The organism is Pandoraea pneumonica, assembly GCF_902459645.1.
Lineage (GTDB): Bacteria > Pseudomonadota > Gammaproteobacteria > Burkholderiales > Burkholderiaceae > Pandoraea > Pandoraea pneumonica.
This window is the reverse complement of record NZ_CABPSK010000001.1, coordinates 161,010-180,182: the sequence shown is the minus strand read 5'-3', so window position 1 is coordinate 180,182 and position 19,173 is coordinate 161,010. Positions and strand designations below refer to the sequence as shown.

The window sequence follows — 19,173 nt, the reverse complement described above, 5'->3', positions numbered from 1 at the left end:
TATGGCTGACTAAGGCCGCTGGTGAATGCTAGCACTCGATTTCGGTCGTATCATCCATAAAATAGTGGCAGAACCGATGCTCGCTGCGCGCCTTCCGGCTCAGGATGTGCCACAGGGACACGCAGTCACCGTCACGCAATCTCAGCAGGAGGCCGACATGTCGGCCTCCCTTTAGTTGAGTCGCTCGTTTCCTTTCGTCGTTACGTCGGCCCCTCAACCCGCGCCCGAAGGTGCGACTGCTTGGACTCGGACTACTCGTAGGGAAATATCACAACGCCGTTACTTGACGCGAACCGAAAGCACTCGCGAAGCATCTGGTAGTAGTCGTAGAACTTTCTATTCCCGATGCTCTGTGCATGAGCTTCCCAGCGGTCAAAATCCGCCACAAGCTTTCTGCACACGTCGTCGTCCATAGGTCTCCCGCGATACAAGTCTCGGAACATCTCGAAGAACGGCCCACGCCCCTCGTCGTCGTGCCAGCCACCCCGTCGCTCTACGATCTCCGCGATTTCGTCGCACCACGCGCCAACATCGCGTGCCGGCTCAAGTTCTCTTCCTTCGATTAGGATAAGAAGCAGTCTTTCGCAGAATTGCTCGAAACTGTATCCGTCCTGCGAAGGATTTTCCCTGTACACGGCCACATCCTCATCTTTGACGTCTCCAAGGTCATAGTCCGCGAGACCATCCAAACAACCCGGAGCGAGTTCCGCTATCAGCGAGTCTTTCCACCAGCACTGAACTTTCGGAGCTCCCGGCAAACGCTTGCTGACGTTGCGCAACGAATGGATATAGTACGAAGTCGCCACAAAATTCTCCTTGCTTGCTCAGCGGTTAAATTTGGTCGTCGTCCCCGCAGCCATTGAAAATCAGCCCCGTCAGCCGGCGAAAATCGTAGGGTTCAGGTTCAGGGACGCCATCGAAATACAACGCGCCGAATCTCGCCGAGAAAATCAACGCCTCCGTCTTGCGGTATTGAGCCAAGAAGTCCGAGTCACCAACAGCCTCCACCCTCGCCTCCCAATCGTCGAAATCGTGGAGCAGTTTCCTTGCGACAAAACTACTCATGTGCGCCCGTTGCAGCCCATAGCGTAGAAGCTCGAAGAACGGCCCCGGCCTGCCCGGCGGATTCTCGGCGCGCCAGTCGTGCCCAACCAAAAGAGCCAACTTGGCAAGGAACGAGTAGAAGCCAAGCCCCTCATCTATCACCGCTTCCTCGCGCTTGGTTTTCCAGGAGTAAATGGCACCGACTTCGAGACCCTTCGTGTATCGGTCATAGCCAGGAATTGCCTCGATTCGCATTCGATTTGCGAGTCTGCGCCCGGACGTTGGGCACAGAAGGTGGAAGTCCGGCGCCCAAGCCGCGGTTTCCTGCGTGACACCTTGAAATACAACGTATTTTCCGAGATACGGTTGAACTGGCATATATGCTCCTTGCTAGAGATTGCACGCTGTCTTCGAAAGAGGTGATAAGTCGTGGGCAAGCCGATGGCCGCTCCCCTATCCCCCACACTTGATGGACGATTGCCCGGCACCTGGATAGGCGACGTAATCGGCCAAATGACAGCAGGTGAGTCGACGCCAAACGATTAGCGCGAAGGAGTATAGGAATATCGAGAGACCATGATTTTTGGGGCGGTAGGTCGCTGTGACTTCGGAGACGAAGACGTCCTGCCCTCAACCACCAGCGGCTAAACGACGTGGCGTAGGTTCATGCCGTAAGCGCATTCACTAAAGGGGCTGAGTGCCGTGAATCACTCTGTCGACTGGATCGAGAGCACGCGATAAAAACGTTGGCGAAGCCACCAAAGATGACCTACGGTGTTCGATGGAACATGGATACGGGGCGAATCCACTGATATCGGCGATTTGCGTAAGAACGCGAGGCGAGCCCCTCCCGACCTCAGAGGATGGACATCATGGCAAGCAACTCCAACGAGTGGGAATCCCGTGTGTACGCAACAGGCAAGACTCACTGCCCTGAATGCGGTTCAGAGAGCGTCACTATGGGCGCATGCGGTATTGGAAGTGTCACCGTGCACCAAGAATACGTTTGCGAAACGTGTGGGTATGAATTTACTGCTCTATTTCGACTACTCGGATGCTACAACGGGCATCCCCCGAGTTAGCCGACGGCGCCGGTGAGTATCGAAAAAGCGCGGGGTCGACGCTGGCGCTCGCCATAAGCGGACAAAATTCCGGGGCAGAAGGCGGAGAAGTCTGGAAAATCAGCCCTTGCGTCCCAAGGGAAACGACCTATTATTGTATGTAATATTACTCACCAAAATAGACGCTGATCACGAATTTTTGACCGATTTTTCGAGCCTAAATGGCGAAATTCCTACTGCCCAGACCCGCCGTTTCGCGGCGCGAGGCCGATCGGTCGACCTACTGACGCAGACATTCGTCGCTCATCGGTCATGTCGCGTGATGGAGCAGACGGCGGACGAAGAGGCAACTCTCGCTCAGCCAACATCACGTCACGCAGACTTAAATAGCAATCAAAACCAATCATTGGTGCAAACATCGCGAGATACATTAGCAGCGTAAATGGAACTCGACCTCTCGCCCCTTTGACCTCATTAAGCAGGCGATTAATCACGTCCTGCCGCTCAAGCGGATTATTTGCTAGTTCTAGTTTGGCTCGATAGAGGGCAGCCCGGCATTCCAACGTAAAAATCTCGACGCATGCGGCGTCCCAATCGAAGCTGGAAGCGTCGCAAACATCGGGGTCTACATTCAAGAGCGCAGGTGCCCAATACGGAGGAAACGTCGACCGTGAGGCGACCATGACCTGAAGAAAGTACGCGCAATCAAAGGTGCCACGATCGAGCCGCCCTTCATGGCTTCGGCGCGAGTGCATGATCCCAAGCGTCTCGAACGCGACCAACAGGTCGTCTACCGTCATGCCTTGACGGAGCACCATGCTGCGGACGCAGCGCGATGCCAGTCGAGTCCAAGGAGTAGGTACGTGACTCAAAAGAACCTCACTTTGCTCCCCGATCGCCACGGTGACCGGCATCGAGATAGGACGACCAAAGGTCGCCAAGGAGCTCGCGCGGACTCAATTGACACAATGCTATCGATGCATGTTTGTATTGAAGGTGTACTACTACCGCTCCATCACCTTCCAGATGCGTTCCCTGCTGGAACTCTGGCTACAAATACAAGAATTCTAGAGAAAACGCTTCAGTCATTCCCATCGATAGAACTGAGCCTTCACACGCGCCGGCTAAATGAAAAATCGTTGAGAGAGCTTCTTCAGAAACTACCGGATTCTATGGCCGCGCGATTTACGCCCCAGTCCGTCGAACATTTAAATGATCTTTGGAGCATGCCAGACGAACTAAGTGTGGTTAAAACCGCCCCCGAAAGTCTGCTTATCTGTATTGAACACTCATGGACGCCGATTCCCAACTGGGCCATCCCCTGGACGTTCATGGTGCACCCATATTTTGGACTAAGCGAAGCGCGAACGCACCTAGCGCTAACAAGTTACGTCAAACATATTTTTGAGCGATCACGATGGACTTGGAAGTAGGTAAATATACGCACAATTAGTATACCGTTAATTTCGACTTATCTCCGCCCATCTCCACCCCAAAATCCGGCAACGTCGATCAAGTTGAAAATCACGCTTGCACGCGGGGGCACTTTTCGGATAGGATTCGGACCCTATGAAAATATCATTACCACCGTAGAAAGGTTTCTGATGACCTTGCCCCCGACCCAGAACGCGAGACGCATCCGGGCCGCAAAAAGAAAAAGGGGCAAGGTCAGAATCTCCAACCATGCCCCTTTTGGGCGATCTCTTGCGAAACCGCGCCCATGACCCGCTATTTTCGCAGATTTCGTCCATCGGGTCAAATGACCGCGCTCGCCCGTAGGAAGCGCTAACCAGACGAAATCATGCATCCTCTTTTTCTCCCCCGTAAGCCGACCCCCTGCCCTGCGCACGCGCGCTCCACGCCGTCGCATCGAGCACGTCCGCCGCAACGCGTTCGCGTTTTGAACGTACGACATCGTCACCGACGACTGTAATCCCCTTCCCCACAGGTCGTAACACTAGCCCTCCTTCGTGAGCGACTAGTGTCCGTTGTCATTCGCGCTAAGCCGAGCCGACTCAGCGCGGACGGCGTCCGCACGTCAGGACCTTTTGCGTCTTGGCGTGCGGGAGCCATTGCAGAGCATCGACATGAAGTACATAGACACCGATGCGCTTTTGCGCATGACGGAGACTCTCGCTCTGACACACGAAGGCAGGGACTACGTGCGCCAGAGCATCCTTAACGAAGGCCCATCGCGGAAGGTCGAGTCCAAGGTAGGTAACGTTGTTACCAAATACGTGAATCGGCTCACCAACGTCAGCGAGACGGCTGAGAGTTTGGTGGAGTACGCTGCGGCCATGTCCTACGAGATGTCACTCGCCACGGACTATTACGCGAGTCAACCACCGCCCATCCACTATCGGCAAACTGTTCATCGTTTGATGAAGGGCAGAGAGTCCACCTACAACTCCCCCACCCAGTACACGGCAGACTTTCTCGTCGTGGAAGACGGACAAGTCTTCGTGGACGAGTGGAAGACTGAGGCAGAACTGCAGACACTTGTAGCAAAGCAGCCATACAGATACCAGAACGATTCGGGAGTCTGGAAGTGCCCGGAGCGCCAAGATGAGTTTGGCAGGCTTGGGATTACCTATCGGCTGCGTGCGAACACGGAAATATCGCCAACGCTTCGAGATAACGTCGAGTACCTTCAGACCTACATCGCGTCAGAAGCAGCACCGGTGCCGGGAACCAACCTTGAATGCATCCTGACCGTTCTGAAAGACAGCGCACTGGAATCCACGACGATTGAGCAGCTCATGTCGCGCTCATGCGGATTGGAGGTTTCGGCATCGGGTGAGCACGTGCAAGTTCAGTACTTCACCATCGACCACGTCCACAAAGCACTTGTGGACAGGCAGATTCTGGCTGACTGGGAAGAGGACCTTTTTGGCGAGCAACATCGGGCCATTGTTTGCCTGTCGCAAAAAGCCCTGGATGCCCTCCGAAGCTCGAGACCAGCCCGTCACCTCGTGCAGTGGCAGGTCGACTTCGCGCTTAGAGAGGGCGCGATTTTCGAACTCGATTCCGAGACGTTCGAAATACACACGGTAAGTCCTGATGACGTGCATTTGGTGAGCGAAGGCGGCAAGGCTCTCTCCATCTCTCGTCGAGAGTTTGCAAGGCGATTCGGCACCGACATTCGGCCAGTGCGTCAGGACGGTGACTCTCCAACAGAGTCCCTGCGCCACGTCACGGTGAAAGAGTTGAATCAAGCGACGAATCGACGCCTGCAAGTCAATGCATTTCGACTCGGGAAGAATGTCGGCGCCGCAAGCCGCCGCTCACTACAGCGCTGGACGCAACTGATACGTCTCGCCGGCACAAGCGATGTCGCGCAAATCATCGCCCTTTTGCCAAAAGTACGTCGCGGCAATCGAACTAAGCGGTATGACCCGGCGCATGACGAACTCCTCAGCAAGGTCGAAGCGGACGGAAATACTCCGACGAACCCCACCGGGAAGTTCAGCTACAAGCAGTACGTGACGGCTTGCGAGAAGGCCGGACTCAAGCCACTTTCGACCAAATGGTACTACCACCAAAGTAAGGCGCTAAAGGACACAACTCTTCGCCTCGGCGCCAGACGCGCGTATCAGTTGCAAGCGCAGGTCTTGAACCTTGAGCGAGGAGACTCGATTCAAGGCTTACACCCGTTTCATGTAGTCCACATCGACCACACACAACTCGACTGTTACGTCGTGATTCGGACGCGCCATGGCGAGAAGCGAAAAATCCGACCGTGGTTGACCGTCGCTTTCGATGCGTATTCACGGACGGTGCTGGCGTTGTACATCTCGGCGCATCCGCCGAATTTCGCGTCGGTGATGATGGTTCTTCGCGAAATGGTGTCCCGGCATCGCAGAAAACCGGACATTCTAATCGTCGACAACGGCGCCGAATTCAGGTCCGACGCAATGCATTACTGGTGCGTGTCATTCAACATCCATCTCCGCTTTCGGCCAGCGCATCACCCTCGCTTTGGCAGCGTACTTGAGCGCTGGTTTGGAACAAGTAACACCGAATGCATACACAACCTGATTGGAAATACGAAGGCAACGAAGCACGTTCGAACGATGACAAAGTCAGTCAATCCGCTCAATGCAGACCTGCTGGATTTCCCGGTGCTACATGCGTTGCTGGACTACTACGCATACCACGTTTACAACACCGCCCCGCACTCCGCCACGCATGTATCACCTGCAGACGCACTGGCTTTCGGATACGAACGTACGGGTAATCGGCCGCATCAGCAGGTCGAATATGACGAGGATTTCTACCTGCGTACTTGCATTCCTTTCACTCGAGGCGGGGCGCGGCTGGTCAAGTCGGATGGTGTGCTCTTCTACGAGATTCCCTACTTTCACGAAAAGCTCTCGCATGCCATCGGCATGAAGCTTCCCGCCGTATACGACCCGTGGAACTGCGGGCACATTTACGTAGCATTGGGTGGAGAGTGGCTCAAGTGCGTTTGCAAGCTCACGGCGAAGCTGGAGAAGCTCAGTCACTGGGAACTAAGGTATGTATTTGACGCGATTCGTGTGGTCACCAAGGATGCCAAGAAGTCTGGCGTGAATAACCGCGTCATCACACTAGAAATAATTGAACGCTTCATAGACGCGTACCTAGACGGAAGACTGAACGAAATCGCGTCACCTTCTAATAGGAATCGGCGCTCACCGCCTCCGGACAACAACCTGCATGAGATTAGCGAAACGCCTGCGCCAGAGAACACACCACTGGCAGATGACGCGCTGACAGACACCCATCCACCCGCCAGAGAAGAAAAAGACGACCATGCGGACGTCGAAATTCTGGAGCAATTCTGAGAGACTCAAAATGATACTTCGCCCCACATTGGAAATGGCTCAGCAGGGAGGCCTGGACCTCAAACTGCAATACCTGAAGGACACGATTCGCCTCCCTCATAGAAATATGATGGACGCGCTCGACCGCATTCGCACGTCAATTGCTCCCTTCGCAAGCGGTAACCTCACAACCGTCGTGGGGCCACCCGGAATTGGCAAGACGAAGCTTGGGGAAAAGATTCTCGAGGACACGATATCGCTATATGCGGACGAAATGCGTGCAGACCCCTCATTTATCCCCGCCATTAAACTTGACGTCCCGCCCTGCAAGTCGAAGTCGAGCACATTTCCCTGGCGAGATTTCTACAGAGCCATCTTGCACGAACTCATGGTCCCCGAGGCGGACCTCCCCGCTCAGTTCTCGCAACGACCGGGAACAAGTTCCGTCCTTGGAACGCGAGCACCCGGGGAGGAATCGGCCATACATTTTGCTCAATACGTAGCAGGTCAAGCCCTATCGAGACGACGAACAAAAGTCGTCATCCTCGATGAGTGTATTCACTTCGCAAACGCGTTGCACTCATCCCAAGATTGGGGCAACGTCCTCAAATCGCTCGCCAACAATAAGTCGATTACGTTCCTACTTCTCGGCGCATACGGCACGGAGGAGATTGTTCGAGCGAGCGGACAGTTGGCGAGGCGAACGGACATTATTCATTTTCCCAGATACGGAAATACCCCAGAAGATGTAAAGGCGTTTCGCTCGGTCGTCGCTTCCGTGCAAGCTCGCTTCCCTCTAGCAGGCGCGAAGTTCGAGCACCTTTGGAAAGACCTACTTTTGGGAAGTTTTGGAATCACTGGCCAATTCATCCGCATCCTTATGATGGCCCTCCGGCTTCTCGAACAGATGAACAAGGGGAAGGACATCAATTCATGCGAATGGAGCGACGACATTGTCTATGCGGCAATGCCTTCGCCCGAAGAGTTCGCGAGTATTTCGGACGAGACTATCAGGGGTGAGCTCTGCATCACGCCCTTTCTCAGAATGCCAGCGAAGGATGCAATGACCCGCCTCCGCGCCAAGCACGAGGAGGCCATTTCTTACCAGACGGACCTGCGAGAGGCCGCGTCCTCGTCGACAGGGGAAAAGCGCTCCAACAAAGCAAAGGCAGCAAATGCTTGAAGCACTTCTTGAGGCCCAAGGCATACCAACGCGCGCTTACTTCCCGGACGTTGCCCCACTGGGCGTGGACGGTGCGACTCGTGAAAACCTCTTCAGCTTAGTGTGCAGAATTGCGCTCAGTCATTACGTTCACCCGCACGCGGTCGCTGAGAACAAAGTGTGGCCAATCGTTAAGCACATGCCAGGAATGGGCGGAAGCGCGTTTTCGCATGGATGGAAGGAAGGAACAATGTCGGGATTCGGTCCTATGGCAAAAGCATGGGTGCACGGCATGAACACGCTTTGTGTTCGCGATGACCTAGACCGGTTGACGCTACTCCCTCTCGAAGCCTGGCTGCATGGATATCGACTAGGTCTTTGTGCGGGGCGTCACTGCCCTGCCTGCGTCGAGAACGACCTCAGCTCCCCATTGGGCCCGTATGACCGCTTGCTTTGGACGCTTCCAATGGTCAACGCGTGCCCGATTCATGAGGTGCGTCTGCTTGATTACTGCGCCTGCGGTCGAACAGCGGCTCGCATGTATTTCACCCCCGGCCGATGCAGACATTGCGATGAGCCCCTCGCTATTTCGCCTGCAGAGCCGGCAGACGCTCGCTCAATCGACGTTGCGCGCAGAGTCGCCAGACTGCTCGACGCTGCGTCAGCGTTCAAACACATCACTCCGAGGCATGACCGGACCGCTCAGTTTTTGAGTCACGCCATAAAGGCACACTACGGAGGAAAGTACTGTGTATTCGCACGAGAATTCGACGAGTCAAAATCGAATGTGCATGGCTGGGTCAATGCCAAAACTACGCCTTCGCTTCCGGTACTATTGAAACTCTCTCAGTTCTTCGACGTGCCAGTGGAAGACACCATCCTTGGAAACAAACCAGACACGTGTGTGCAGGGACTGGGAACATGTGCCCCAGAACTGGTCGAGAGACAAAGACGCAACGCGAGCACAATTATCGATTGGGCCGCGACTCGTGATTCCATTGAAAGCGACCTCGCGAATCCGCTGTCGTCGCGAACCCTTGGGGAGATTGCCACATCCCTCGGCATCGGGATGCGGACTCTGAGAAAGGAACTGCCCGAACTTTGCGATGCCGTCTTTCAACGGACGAAAACGCGCATCCGCAATAAAGCAATCGTTCGAGTATCAGTTCGCAGGGACCACTATCTTGAGACCCACGCACGGCTTTCCAGAGTTGCGGGGCGCTCGGTATCACGGCGCAAGGTGTTGGCTGCCGCCACAGAATGCCGATATGACCGTACAGAAGCCAATCAATTCCAACAGAAGGCCGTGAAACGCTTCGCTCTGGCGAGCCGCAACTGACGAAATATCGCGACGGAAGCTGAGCACGGCTTTCGTCGCCACGAGCTTTCTCGCAGAATGAGAATCAAGGGGAATTTTAGGAACCATAAGTTGTCGTTTACCGCCAACTTATGGGTAACTCGACAACGTAACCCGTTGATTTTAAAAAGAGTCGTGGTGCGAGGAAGGGGACTCGAACCCCTACACCCTTTCGGGCGTCAGGACCTAAACCTGGTGCGTCTACCAATTTCGCCATCCTCGCAGCCCGTGGGTGTCGGGCACCTGGGTAAGGTGTCGACATCCCGGCATCGGGTCGACGGCATGCGTCCTGTCGGACATGAAAAGGGGCGACTGGCGCCGCCCCTGCTGCATGCGTCAAAGCAGGCGAGCATTCTACACGAAGTGAAAATCGGCGGCAATTGTCTTCCCACGTGTCGATTGATGCGCGAGAAAACGATGGCGATACTGGCTCAACCGTACGTCATCAGGAGCCTCGAATGGCCTCGCCCTCAAACGCATCTCCCGCCGCGCGCAAGCAACTCACCCCCTCCGCCGATCACCCGATCACCGTTACCCCTTCGACCACACGCGTCGTCGTTCGCGCCAACGGACACGTCATTGCCGACACCCGCAATGCCCTCACACTGCGCGAAGCGTCGTATCCACCCGTGCAATACATCCCACGCGAAGACGTCGAGATGTCGCGCCTGGTCCGCACCGAGCATCAGACTTACTGCCCCTACAAAGGCGACGCCTCGTACTACTCGATCGCCGATTTGGGTGAGGCTGGAGAAAACGCAATCTGGACTTACGAGACGCCCTTCGATGCCGTCAAAAGCATCGCTAACTACGTCGCGTTCTACCCCAATCGCGTCGACATCGACGCGAGCGAGCCGCTCGGCAATTGAAGCGCCACCGCATTAGGAAAGTGCGACGTGATGCCATGCCTCACGCGGTGCAATGCTAGAATTCGCCCCAATTCATGGCATTGCCCCGGCTGCGCGAGCGCGCGCCGACGTTCGGGCCAATGACCCGACCGATACCCCGAAGCACATGCAACCCCACGAGACCGCCGACGACAACGTCGGCACCCCCGCCGGCCCCGCACAGGCCAACGAGTATTGCCGCCAGAAAGCGGGTCCGCCGGGATCGGCGCTCTACTACGCCCTGCTGCAACTGCCGCCGTCCAAGCGCGATGCCGCCTACGCCGTGCACGCGTTCAGTCAGGAAATCGCCGATATTCACAGCGCCGTGCACGATCCGGGCGTCGCGCATGTGAAGCTCGACTGGTGGCGTCAGGAAATTACGAATCTCTTTGCGGGCAAGCCGGTGCACCCAATCACTCGTGCGCTCGCGCCGGTGGTCAAAGACACCGGGCTGTCGCGCACCGCGTTTGACGCTGTGTTGCACGGCGCGGAGATGGATCTATCGCAGATGCGGTATCTGGATTTCGCAGGGCTCGATCATTACTGCGATGCCGCCGGTGGCGCGCCTGCGGAACTCGCTGCGCATGTGTACGGATTTGAAGATGCGCAAACACCCACACGTGCACGCGCGCTTGGGCACGCGATCACCCTCGCACGGCGCGTGACCGACGCAGGCGTCGATGCGCGCGCAGGCTACGTCTACTTCCCTATCGATGAATTGCAGCGCTTCGGCGTGACGGCTTCGGATATTCAGAATGGCCGCTATTCGCCCGAATTCGTCGCGCTGATGAAGTTTCAGGATGAGCGGGCGCGCAAGGCCATCCGCGAAGCGATGGCGGCGATTCCCAAGAAAGACCGCCGCAAACAAAAGCCGTTGCTCGCCCTCGCCGCGCTGCAACTCGCGCTACTCGATGAGGTAGCCACGAGCGATTATCAGGTGCTGCACCAGCGCATCGATCTCACGCCGCTGCGCAAATTCTGGCGCGCTTGGCGGGCTCGATAAGACGCGACGCCCGCACATCAGCCCCAAGAAACGAATGCCGCTAAGACAGCGGCATTCGAACTTACCTTCCGGGCATCACGCCCACGGGATCACGCCCACGGAATCACGCCCGCAGAATATCCAACGGCCGGAATGGACCGCCCAGCACCGACTGCGGATTCATCCCCCACCAGCGCTGCAAGACCGTCGCATAGACATCGCGGAAGTCGACGGCGAATGGCAGATTGCCGTTCCCGTCCAGTCGGTCCAGACGCGGCACGTCGCCATACATCCCGCCCTTCACCCGGCCGCCCGCCACGAAGTGCGGCGCCACCGTGCCGTGGTCAGTGCCGCTGCTCTGGTTCTCGCGCGGACGCCGTCCAAATTCCGCATACGTCACGATCATCGTCGACTGCCAACGATTCAGTTCGGTCAGCCCCGCGCGCAGCGCCATCATCCCGTCCGCCAACTGACGCAACAGGTTTGCCTGCTGCCCCGGCTGATTTTGGTGCGTGTCAAAACCATTGAGCGTCAGGCGAAGCACCGCCACGCCGCGCCCCGGCTGAGGCACGCCCGTCGGCGAATCGGCCGCCGCGACCACCTGCAACGCCGTCTTCACCACGTTGCCGAACGCGCCCTGCGGCATCGGTGTCTTGAGCACGTATTGCCCCTGACGCGGTCGCAAACCGTCGGCGGCCTTCACGATATCGTTCTCGACACGCAGTACATGCGCCAACGCCGGGTTGCTCACCTGCGCCGCATTGGCAGACGCGAGGCTCGCATCGCGCAGGAATTGCGCCGGATTGGTCAACGTGACCGCCCGTGCTCCTCCGGCCAGCGGCCCAAGTTCTGCGCTGCCGACGATCACGCCGTCAGCGTCGAAGCCCGTCGGCACAGCGTGTTCAGCAAATGCGCGCGACAGCCAACCATCCCGCAGGTATTCATCGGAGCGCGATGCGGTGTTCCAAATCTCGATAGACCGGAAGTGCGACAGATTCGGCTGCGGATACCCCACGCCCTGCACGATCGCCAACTCCTTGGCCTGCCACATCGGCATGAGCGCACGCAGCGACGGATGCAAACCACTGCGCTCGTCGAGTTGAACCACCTGCTCGCGCTTGATACCGATGGTCGGACGCAGACTCGCATACATCGGGTCGGCATACGGGATCACAGTATTCAACCCGTCGTTGCCGCCTTTTAGCTCGATCAGAATCAGCAAATTGCCGTAGTTGCTTGCGCTGGCGAGTCCTCCCGGCAGCGTGCCAGCAAGGGATTGCGTTGCCGCCAGCAACGGCGCCGGGGTCAGCCAGGCAGCCCCAAGACCGCCAGCGAAGGTCAGAAAATCGCGTCGATGCATGTCACACCTCACTTCACTGCAAGTCACTTCAATTGATAGGCTGGGTCCATCAACAACGCCTGCAAATACGCGGCACTGTTATCGCTCGCCGTCTGCGGTGCGGCCGGGGCGAACGGCAGCACGGCACTCTGCAACGCGTCTCGCGCGCCGGTGTCGGGGACGTCGACCGGACCCAACGAATACGGCTGCAACCATCGCGCCAAATCGAAACGCACCCCTGCCACCGTACGCGGCATCGCTTGCGCAGGCCGCAACGCAGCGAGCTTCACCCCGGGACGCGCCGACAACATCTGCGGCGCCATCGCCGGGCCACCCGCGTTGGCGTTTTCCGTCGCGCGGAACATGCGCTCGACGAACTGCTTACGCGCAAGCAGCGTCGTGCTGTCGATCCACGCATCGCCGCCGGGCCAGCCCTTCACGTTCGGCGGACGAAACAGGTCTTGCCCAAGCACGCGCATTTGCTGCGCCAGCATCACCGGATCGTCATAGCCAATGTCGAACGCGCGCACGGTGTCGGTCACGAACTCCGATGGCGATTTGACCAGCGTGCCGCGCGTTCGTGCGTCCCAGAAGGCGGGCGTCAACAGCAACGCTTTGAGCGCAACACGGATGTCGTATCCGCTCGACCGGAAGGCATCGGCTACGCGGGCAACTTGTGCGGCATCAGGCGTGGGCGAGACGAACTCGCGCCAAAGCTTCGTCGTGACGAACGTGGCCGTCTCTGGACGCGCCAACAGCACGTCGAGCATCTGATCACCGTCGAAATTGCCGGTCTGGCCGAGGACGGTCTTGCTGTCGGTATCGTGGAAGTTCGGCCGCCAGAGGTAGGTCATCGTCGGACGGTCGATGCTCCAGCCGGTGTAGGCACGCGCGGCTTCACGCACGTCCTGTTCGCTGTAATGCCCTTCGCCCAGCGTGAACAACTCCATCACTTCGCGCGCGAAATTCTCGTTCGGATGGCCCTTGCGACTGCCCGCCCCATCGAGATAGATCAGCATCGCCGGGTCTTTCGATACCGCGTGCAACAGCGTGCCGAAGTTGCCGAGGGCATTCGCTCGCAGCAGCACGTTCTGGCGATAGAGCACCCCGGGCTCGCGCACCTTGTCGTCGCTCGAGACAAAGTGGTTATGCCAGAACATCGTCATGCGCTCGGTCAGCGGCGACGGCGTCGTCGCCATCTCCTGTGCCCACCAGCCAGCGAGTTGATTCGCCATTTGGTTGCGACGCTGATTAAGTTCGCGACGCTGATCGTCGGTCATGTTCTTGACCGGTGCACCGTAGAGCGGCGCGTCGTTGACCCACGGCAGGGGCGGCGTCACGGCGGTGCGGCGCGTCTCGGCAAGCAGCCGGTCGACCGCCTCGGCACGCGTCAGGCCGACGAAGGGCGCAAGCTCCCGGGCGTCGGGGGCGTAACCGGTGCGGGTGAGGAGATAGCGCGCATCGCTTTCGCTGAGCGTGCGCTGGGACTGATCGGCTGTCGTCGGCGTGCGCGCCGTGCGGTGCGCGCTACCGGAAGCCGTCGCGGCATGTTTGCCGCTCGCCGCCTGCGCGGGTACGGTGACCAAAGCCAGCGCCGCCATCATCGCGGCTGTCATGACCGAGGAACGGCGGGCGCAAAAAAAGCCAGCGTCGATCGAGGCTGGCTGGATTCGGTTCGGCTTCATGAGACGCTCGCATCACAGGGGGCAACGTTGGCGAACGGAGCTGGGTTTCGCGTCGGTCAGTGGCTATACAACTCGCGCACTGCATCCTTAATATGCTCGCGAAGCAAGCGCCGATCTTCCGGGGTCATATGGCCGTTGGGACGGCGGCCCGCAGGCGGACTCGGCAGATCGTCGGCACGACGCTCGGCATTCGGATCGTTCGCGGGTGAATTCTTTGGCGCGTTGCGTGGCGGCGTGGTAGCACGCTCGACCTTCGGTGCTGCATGGGTTTGCGCACTGAAATGCGGCACGGGACGGGCGTACGTCACGCTCAGGTGTCCCCAGAGCATGATCCCCCCGAACAGTAGCGTCAACTCAGCAGCCCATCTCATCTTTTGCGTATGTCCTTCATGCCACGCGGCAGGTTTTCGCCCTGGCAGGGGTGCAAGTGTACCCACTGCCTATGGTCATTGCACAAGCCGTAGGGTAAATTGTGTAACCCTTTGTAACCCGCTTTGGCGGCCTCCTCAGTTCGCGGCATTTCGAGCTAAGATACGTGGCATGGAAAATAAAAACGCTTCCAAAATTCTGGTTGTCGACGACGATCCGCGCTTGCGCGACCTGCTCCGTCGTTACCTCGGGGAACAGGGTTTCAATGTCTTCGTTGCGGAAAATGCGACGGCCATGAACAAGCTTTGGGTGCGCGAGCGCTTCGATCTGCTCGTGCTGGACCTGATGCTCCCCGGTGAAGACGGTCTGTCGATTTGCCGCCGTTTGCGTGGCGCCAATGACCGCACGCCGATCATCATGTTAACGGCCAAGGGCGAGGATGTCGACCGAATCGTCGGCCTCGAAATGGGTGCGGACGATTATTTGCCCAAACCCTTCAACCCGCGCGAGCTCGTCGCCCGTATTCACGCTGTGCTGCGCCGTCAGGCTCCGCCCGAACTTCCGGGTGCGCCTAGCGAAACAATGGAGACGTTCGAGTTCGGCGACTTCGCCCTGAACCTCGCCACGCGCACGCTCACCAAGAATGGTCAAGAAATCGCACTGACCACCGGCGAGTTCTCCGTGCTCAAGGTTTTCGCCCGCCATCCGCGCCAACCGCTCTCGCGTGAAAAGCTGATGGAATTGGCACGCGGCCGCGAATACGAAGTGTTCGATCGCAGCCTCGACGTGCAGATCTCGCGTCTGCGCAAACTGATCGAACCGGACCCGGGCAGCCCACGTTTTATTCAGACGGTCTGGGGCTTGGGTTACGTCTTCATCCCGGACGGCGGCGCGTGATACCTCGGCTTCACGTCTCACGCATCAAAACGACGCCGGTCGCGACCTCTTCGCGCACCGGCGTCGTGTCTTATCCGGCAGCGCCTCTGACGAGGCGCAGTGTGACGCACACGCTGGCCCGCCGGACGACGTCGCACTCACGCATTACGCTTTAGACGGAGCAACCCCATGCATCCGATTCGGATGGTACGCGGGCTGTTCGGCGGTCTGTTCTGGCGTACCTTCTTCCTGATTGCCCTGCTGATCGGCGTGAGTCTGGCCGCTTGGTATCAGAGCTTTCGCGTGATCGAGCGCGAGCCGCGCGCCCAACGCGTGGCGCAGCAACTCGTCTCGATCGTCAAACTCACGCGCACCGCCCTGCTCTATTCCGAACCCGACTTGCGTCGCGCGCTGTTGCAAGACTTGGAGAGCAACGAAGGCATTCGCGTGTACCCGCGCGAACCCGTCGACAAGATCGAGAAGCAGACAGGCGGCGTCGTCACCGACCTCATCACGCGCGACGTTCAGCGCCGTCTCGGCACCGATACGGTGATCGCCTCCTCGGTCAATGAAATTCCTGCGATGTGGATCAGCTTCAAGATCGATGAAGACGACTATTGGGTCGCCATCGAACAAGACCGCATCGACACCGCGACCGGCTTGCAGCTATTTAGCTGGGGGACGTTCGCGTTGGCGCTGTCGCTGATCGGCGCGGCCTTCATCACGGCGCTGGTGAACCGCCCGTTCGCCCGGCTGGCGCATGCCGCGCGTGCCATCGGCGGCGGCCACCGGCCCGACCCCTTGCCGGAGCGCGGCATGGGCGAAGCGGCCGAAGCCAACCGAAGTTTCAATCAGATGGTGCAAGAGTTGGAGCGGCTGGAAGCCGACCGCGCGCTAATGCTCGCGGGCATCTCGCACGACCTGCGCACGCCACTCGCCCGTCTGCGCTTAGAGACGGAAATGAGCCCGTCGGAAGAATCGGTCAAGCGCGACATGATCAGCGACATCGAGCAGATGGACGAGATCATCGGCCGCTTCCTCGATTACGCTCGCCCGGCGTCACGCACGGTATTGCAAACCATCGACCTCTCGGAGACAGTGCGCGAGACCGTGCATGCCTTCGAAGGCCGCGAGGATCTGAACATCAGCGTCGAATTGTCCGATGAGACCTTCGTGCTCGCCGAGCGCACTGATCTGAAGCGCCTGCTCAACAACCTAATCGAGAATGCCCGCAAGTACGGCCGCGACGCCGAGACCGATATCGCCAACGTGCACATCGCGACACGCGTGCTTGGCGAACGTGTCGAACTGCGCGTGCGCGATACCGGCCCGGGCATTCCCGAAGAGCAACTCGCGCTGGTCTTCCGTCCGTTCTATCGTGTGGACACCGCCCGCACCAAGGCCGACGGCACGGGGCTTGGCATGGCGATCGTGCAGCGCATTGCCTCGCGCTACAAGGGACAGGCATCGCTGCGCAACGTGCGCCCCGGCTCCGGGCTTGAAATCATCGTGTCATTTCCGCTTGCTAAATAAGGCGTATCGTGCGGAAATTGGCCTCTTCACTCGCCCCGCTGCCGGGCAACTCACAAAATCCTATCGACGGGATTTGATTTAACTATCCCCCGCATAAATATTAACTATTGCCGTCGATTATTCGATAGCGTATAATCCGTTAGTTGCCCGGGATCGCGTGAACCCGGGTAGTTGCAGGTTGCGATGTATTCGAAGACATCCAACGTTAACCGCATCAATTAAGGAGTAAATCGATGAAAACTGTCGGCGACAAACTCGAAGCGTTCTCGGTAGAAGCGGCCAAGCCTGGTTTCAACAACCATGAAGAAAACGGCGTGTCGGCTTTCGAAACCATCACCGAAGCCTCGTTCCCGGGCAAGTGGAAGATCATTTACTTCTACCCGAAGGATTTCACCTTCGTGTGCCCGACCGAAATCGTCGAATTCGGCAAGCTGGCGAACGACTTCGCCGATCGCGACGCTGTTCTGCTCGGCGGTTCGGGCGACAACGAATTCGTGAAGCTGGCATGGCGCCGTGAGCACAAGGATCTGAACAAGCTGAACCACTACTCGTTCGGCGACACGACCGGTGCTCTGATCGACCAACTCGGCGTGCGTGACAAGGAAGCTGGCGTGGCCCTGCGTGCAACGTTCATCGTTGACCCGCACAACGTCATCCAACACGTTTCGGTGAACAACCTGAACGTCGGCCGTAACCCGGAAGAAGTGCTGCGTATTCTGGACGGTCTGCAAACGGACGAACTCTGCCCGTGCAACCGCGCCGTCGGCGGTGCAACGCTGTAAGCATCGTCTCGAAGCCCGCGCAAGCGGGCTTTTTCAGCCCAACGCAATAGGAGAAATTTATGGAATTCCTGAACGCGATTAAGGCGAAGATCCCCGACTACGCCAAGGACATCCGCCTGAACCTCGACGGCACGATCGCTCGTTCCTCGCTGGAAGGCACCGACGCCGTGGGCGTCGCGCTGGCTGCTGCGTTTGCCGCGAAGAGCCAGCCGCTAATCAAGGCTATCCGCGAATCGGGCGTGCTGCCCCCGGAAGAGCTGGAAGGCGCGTTGACCGCTGCCGCGCTCATGGGCATGAACAACACCTGGTATCCGTATCTTGAGATGGCCGACAACGCCGACCTCAAGAACGAGAAGGCCCAACTGCGCATGAACGCCTACGCCACCCGTGGCGGCGTGGATCAGCGTCGCTTCGAGATGTACGCGCTCGCCGCGTCGATCGTCGGCAAGTGCCACTTCTGCGTGAAGTCGCACTACCATCTGCTCGCCAGCGAACAAGGCATGAGCACGGCGCAACTGCGTGACGTCGGCCGTATCGCCGCCGTCATCAACGCGGCCGCGCAAGTCATTGCGGCCGAAACGGCCTAAGTGGCTGATGCAGTTGAGGCGGTAAAGCAGTAATGCGACTTTAGGCAAACTAAGTCGCATGTAAGCAAAACGGCGCTGCCGGGATCATCCCCGCAGCGCCGTTTCTATTAGCGGCATCGACATCGGGACGACATCCGCCGCCCGAGTCCCACTAACCTCACACGCCGACGAGCAACGCCGCCGCCTGTGCCTCGATGCCTTCCTGACGGCCGAGATAACCGAGCTTCTCGTTGGTCTTCGCCTTCACGTTGACCTGACCGGCCGTGATGCCAAGCGCATCGGCAATCGACTGCGTCATCGCCGCAATGTGCGGCGCGAGCTTCGGTGCTTGCGCGATCACCGTGCAATCGATGTTCACGATCTCGTAACCCTGCGCGCGCACGCGACGCATCGCCTCTTGCAACAGCACGACGCTGTTCGCACCCTTGAACGTCGGATCGGTGTCAGGAAAATGACGGCCGATATCGCCGAGCGCCGCCGCGCCGAGCACGGCATCGGTAATCGCGTGCAGCAGCACGTCGGCATCCGAATGGCCAAGCAGGCCGCGATCGAACGGAATGGTCACACCGCCCATGACCAGCGGACGACCGGGAACGAGCGCATGCACGTCGTAGCCCTGACCGATGCGGATCTTGGGCAGTGCAGCGAGCGAGGAAGAGGAAACAGCTTGTTCAGTCATGAAGGAATCGTCAAATGCAGAGAAT

At 58.5% G+C, this 19,173-nt stretch carries 16 protein-coding genes and 1 tRNA gene; 9 read left to right on the top strand and 8 right to left on the bottom strand.

Translation table 11 applies throughout. The features are described from left to right. Positions 1-251: 251 nt before the first annotated feature. The 3 genes from PPN31114_RS00805 to PPN31114_RS00795 form a co-directional block, all read right to left on the bottom strand. A complete protein-coding gene (locus tag PPN31114_RS00805; RefSeq protein ID WP_042116357.1) occupies positions 252-806 on the bottom strand; it encodes a hypothetical protein in 555 nt (184 codons plus the stop codon). Between the two features lie 25 nt (positions 807-831). Next, positions 832-1,422: a hypothetical protein gene (locus tag PPN31114_RS00800; RefSeq protein WP_150677628.1), complete on the bottom strand. Its 591-nt coding sequence runs from the start codon at positions 1,420-1,422 to the stop codon at positions 832-834. A gap of 916 nt (positions 1,423-2,338) precedes the next feature. Further along, entirely contained in the window at positions 2,339-3,019 is a 681-nt protein-coding gene (locus PPN31114_RS00795) for a DUF6471 domain-containing protein (RefSeq protein WP_269147752.1), read from the bottom strand. A gap of 1,173 nt (positions 3,020-4,192) precedes the next feature. On the opposite strand from PPN31114_RS00795, the gene PPN31114_RS00790 reads away from it, so the two are divergent. From PPN31114_RS00790 to PPN31114_RS00780, 3 genes are read left to right on the top strand one after another with little or no spacing between them, the layout of a single operon-like run. Then, a complete protein-coding gene (locus PPN31114_RS00790) occupies positions 4,193-6,931 on the top strand; it encodes a DDE-type integrase/transposase/recombinase (RefSeq protein WP_150677626.1) in 2,739 nt (912 codons plus the stop codon). A 10-nt stretch (positions 6,932-6,941) separates the two neighbouring features. Then, positions 6,942-8,093, top strand: coding sequence for an AAA family ATPase (locus tag PPN31114_RS00785; RefSeq protein ID WP_042116362.1), 1,152 nt, complete (start codon positions 6,942-6,944; stop codon positions 8,091-8,093). Further along, entirely contained in the window at positions 8,086-9,411 is a 1,326-nt protein-coding gene (locus PPN31114_RS00780) for a TniQ family protein (protein WP_150677625.1), read from the top strand. Before PPN31114_RS00785 ends, PPN31114_RS00780 begins: the two co-directional genes overlap by 8 nt. 154 nt (positions 9,412-9,565) lie before the next feature. Here PPN31114_RS00780 and PPN31114_RS00775 read toward each other — a convergent pair. Then, positions 9,566-9,652: transfer RNA gene (locus PPN31114_RS00775), tRNA-Leu, on the bottom strand. Between the two features lie 235 nt (positions 9,653-9,887). Between PPN31114_RS00775 and PPN31114_RS00770 the strand changes: the two genes are divergently transcribed. Then, positions 9,888-10,298, top strand: coding sequence for a DUF427 domain-containing protein (locus PPN31114_RS00770; RefSeq protein WP_150677624.1), 411 nt, complete (start codon positions 9,888-9,890; stop codon positions 10,296-10,298). Positions 10,299-10,350: 52 nt separating this feature from the next. Then, on the top strand, positions 10,351-11,319 hold the full coding sequence (gene hpnD, locus PPN31114_RS00765; RefSeq protein WP_246182352.1) for a presqualene diphosphate synthase HpnD: 969 nt from the start codon (positions 10,351-10,353) through the stop codon (positions 11,317-11,319). Between the two features lie 103 nt (positions 11,320-11,422). On the opposite strand, the gene PPN31114_RS00760 is transcribed toward hpnD, so the two are convergent. The 3 genes from PPN31114_RS00760 to PPN31114_RS00750 all read right to left on the bottom strand — a co-directional run bounded on the left by PPN31114_RS00760 (position 11,423) and on the right by PPN31114_RS00750 (position 14,693). Then, complete coding sequence (locus PPN31114_RS00760) at positions 11,423-12,658, bottom strand: DUF1501 domain-containing protein (RefSeq protein WP_150677623.1); 1,236 nt, start codon at positions 12,656-12,658, stop codon at positions 11,423-11,425. Between the two features lie 23 nt (positions 12,659-12,681). Beyond that, the gene (locus PPN31114_RS00755; RefSeq protein ID WP_370865849.1) at positions 12,682-14,253 is read right to left on the bottom strand and encodes a DUF1800 domain-containing protein; all 1,572 of its coding nucleotides are present in this window, start codon (positions 14,251-14,253) and stop codon (positions 12,682-12,684) included. A 125-nt stretch (positions 14,254-14,378) separates the two neighbouring features. Then, on the bottom strand, positions 14,379-14,693 hold the full coding sequence (locus tag PPN31114_RS00750; protein ID WP_150677621.1) for a hypothetical protein: 315 nt from the start codon (positions 14,691-14,693) through the stop codon (positions 14,379-14,381). Positions 14,694-14,862: 169 nt separating this feature from the next. Here PPN31114_RS00750 and ompR point away from each other — a divergent pair, with 169 nt between their 5' ends. The 4 genes from ompR (at position 14,863) to PPN31114_RS00730 (ending at position 18,469) form a co-directional block, all read left to right on the top strand. After that, positions 14,863-15,588 carry an osmolarity response regulator transcription factor OmpR gene (ompR, locus tag PPN31114_RS00745; RefSeq protein ID WP_058378278.1) on the top strand — a complete coding sequence of 242 codons (726 nt, stop codon included), beginning with the start codon at positions 14,863-14,865 and terminating at the stop codon, positions 15,586-15,588. A gap of 168 nt (positions 15,589-15,756) precedes the next feature. Next, positions 15,757-17,100 carry an ATP-binding protein gene (locus tag PPN31114_RS00740; RefSeq protein ID WP_150677620.1) on the top strand — a complete coding sequence of 448 codons (1,344 nt, stop codon included), beginning with the start codon at positions 15,757-15,759 and terminating at the stop codon, positions 17,098-17,100. 233 nt (positions 17,101-17,333) lie between these two features. Beyond that, entirely contained in the window at positions 17,334-17,882 is a 549-nt protein-coding gene (locus PPN31114_RS00735) for a peroxiredoxin (protein WP_150677619.1), read from the top strand. A gap of 59 nt (positions 17,883-17,941) precedes the next feature. Then, positions 17,942-18,469, top strand: a complete 528-nt coding sequence (locus PPN31114_RS00730; RefSeq protein ID WP_150677618.1) for a carboxymuconolactone decarboxylase family protein — start codon at positions 17,942-17,944, stop codon at positions 18,467-18,469. Between the two features lie 157 nt (positions 18,470-18,626). On the opposite strand, the gene ispF is transcribed toward PPN31114_RS00730, so the two are convergent. Beyond that, the gene (gene ispF, locus PPN31114_RS00725) at positions 18,627-19,148 is read right to left on the bottom strand and encodes a 2-C-methyl-D-erythritol 2,4-cyclodiphosphate synthase (RefSeq protein WP_150677617.1); all 522 of its coding nucleotides are present in this window, start codon (positions 19,146-19,148) and stop codon (positions 18,627-18,629) included. Positions 19,149-19,173 lie beyond the last annotated feature (25 nt).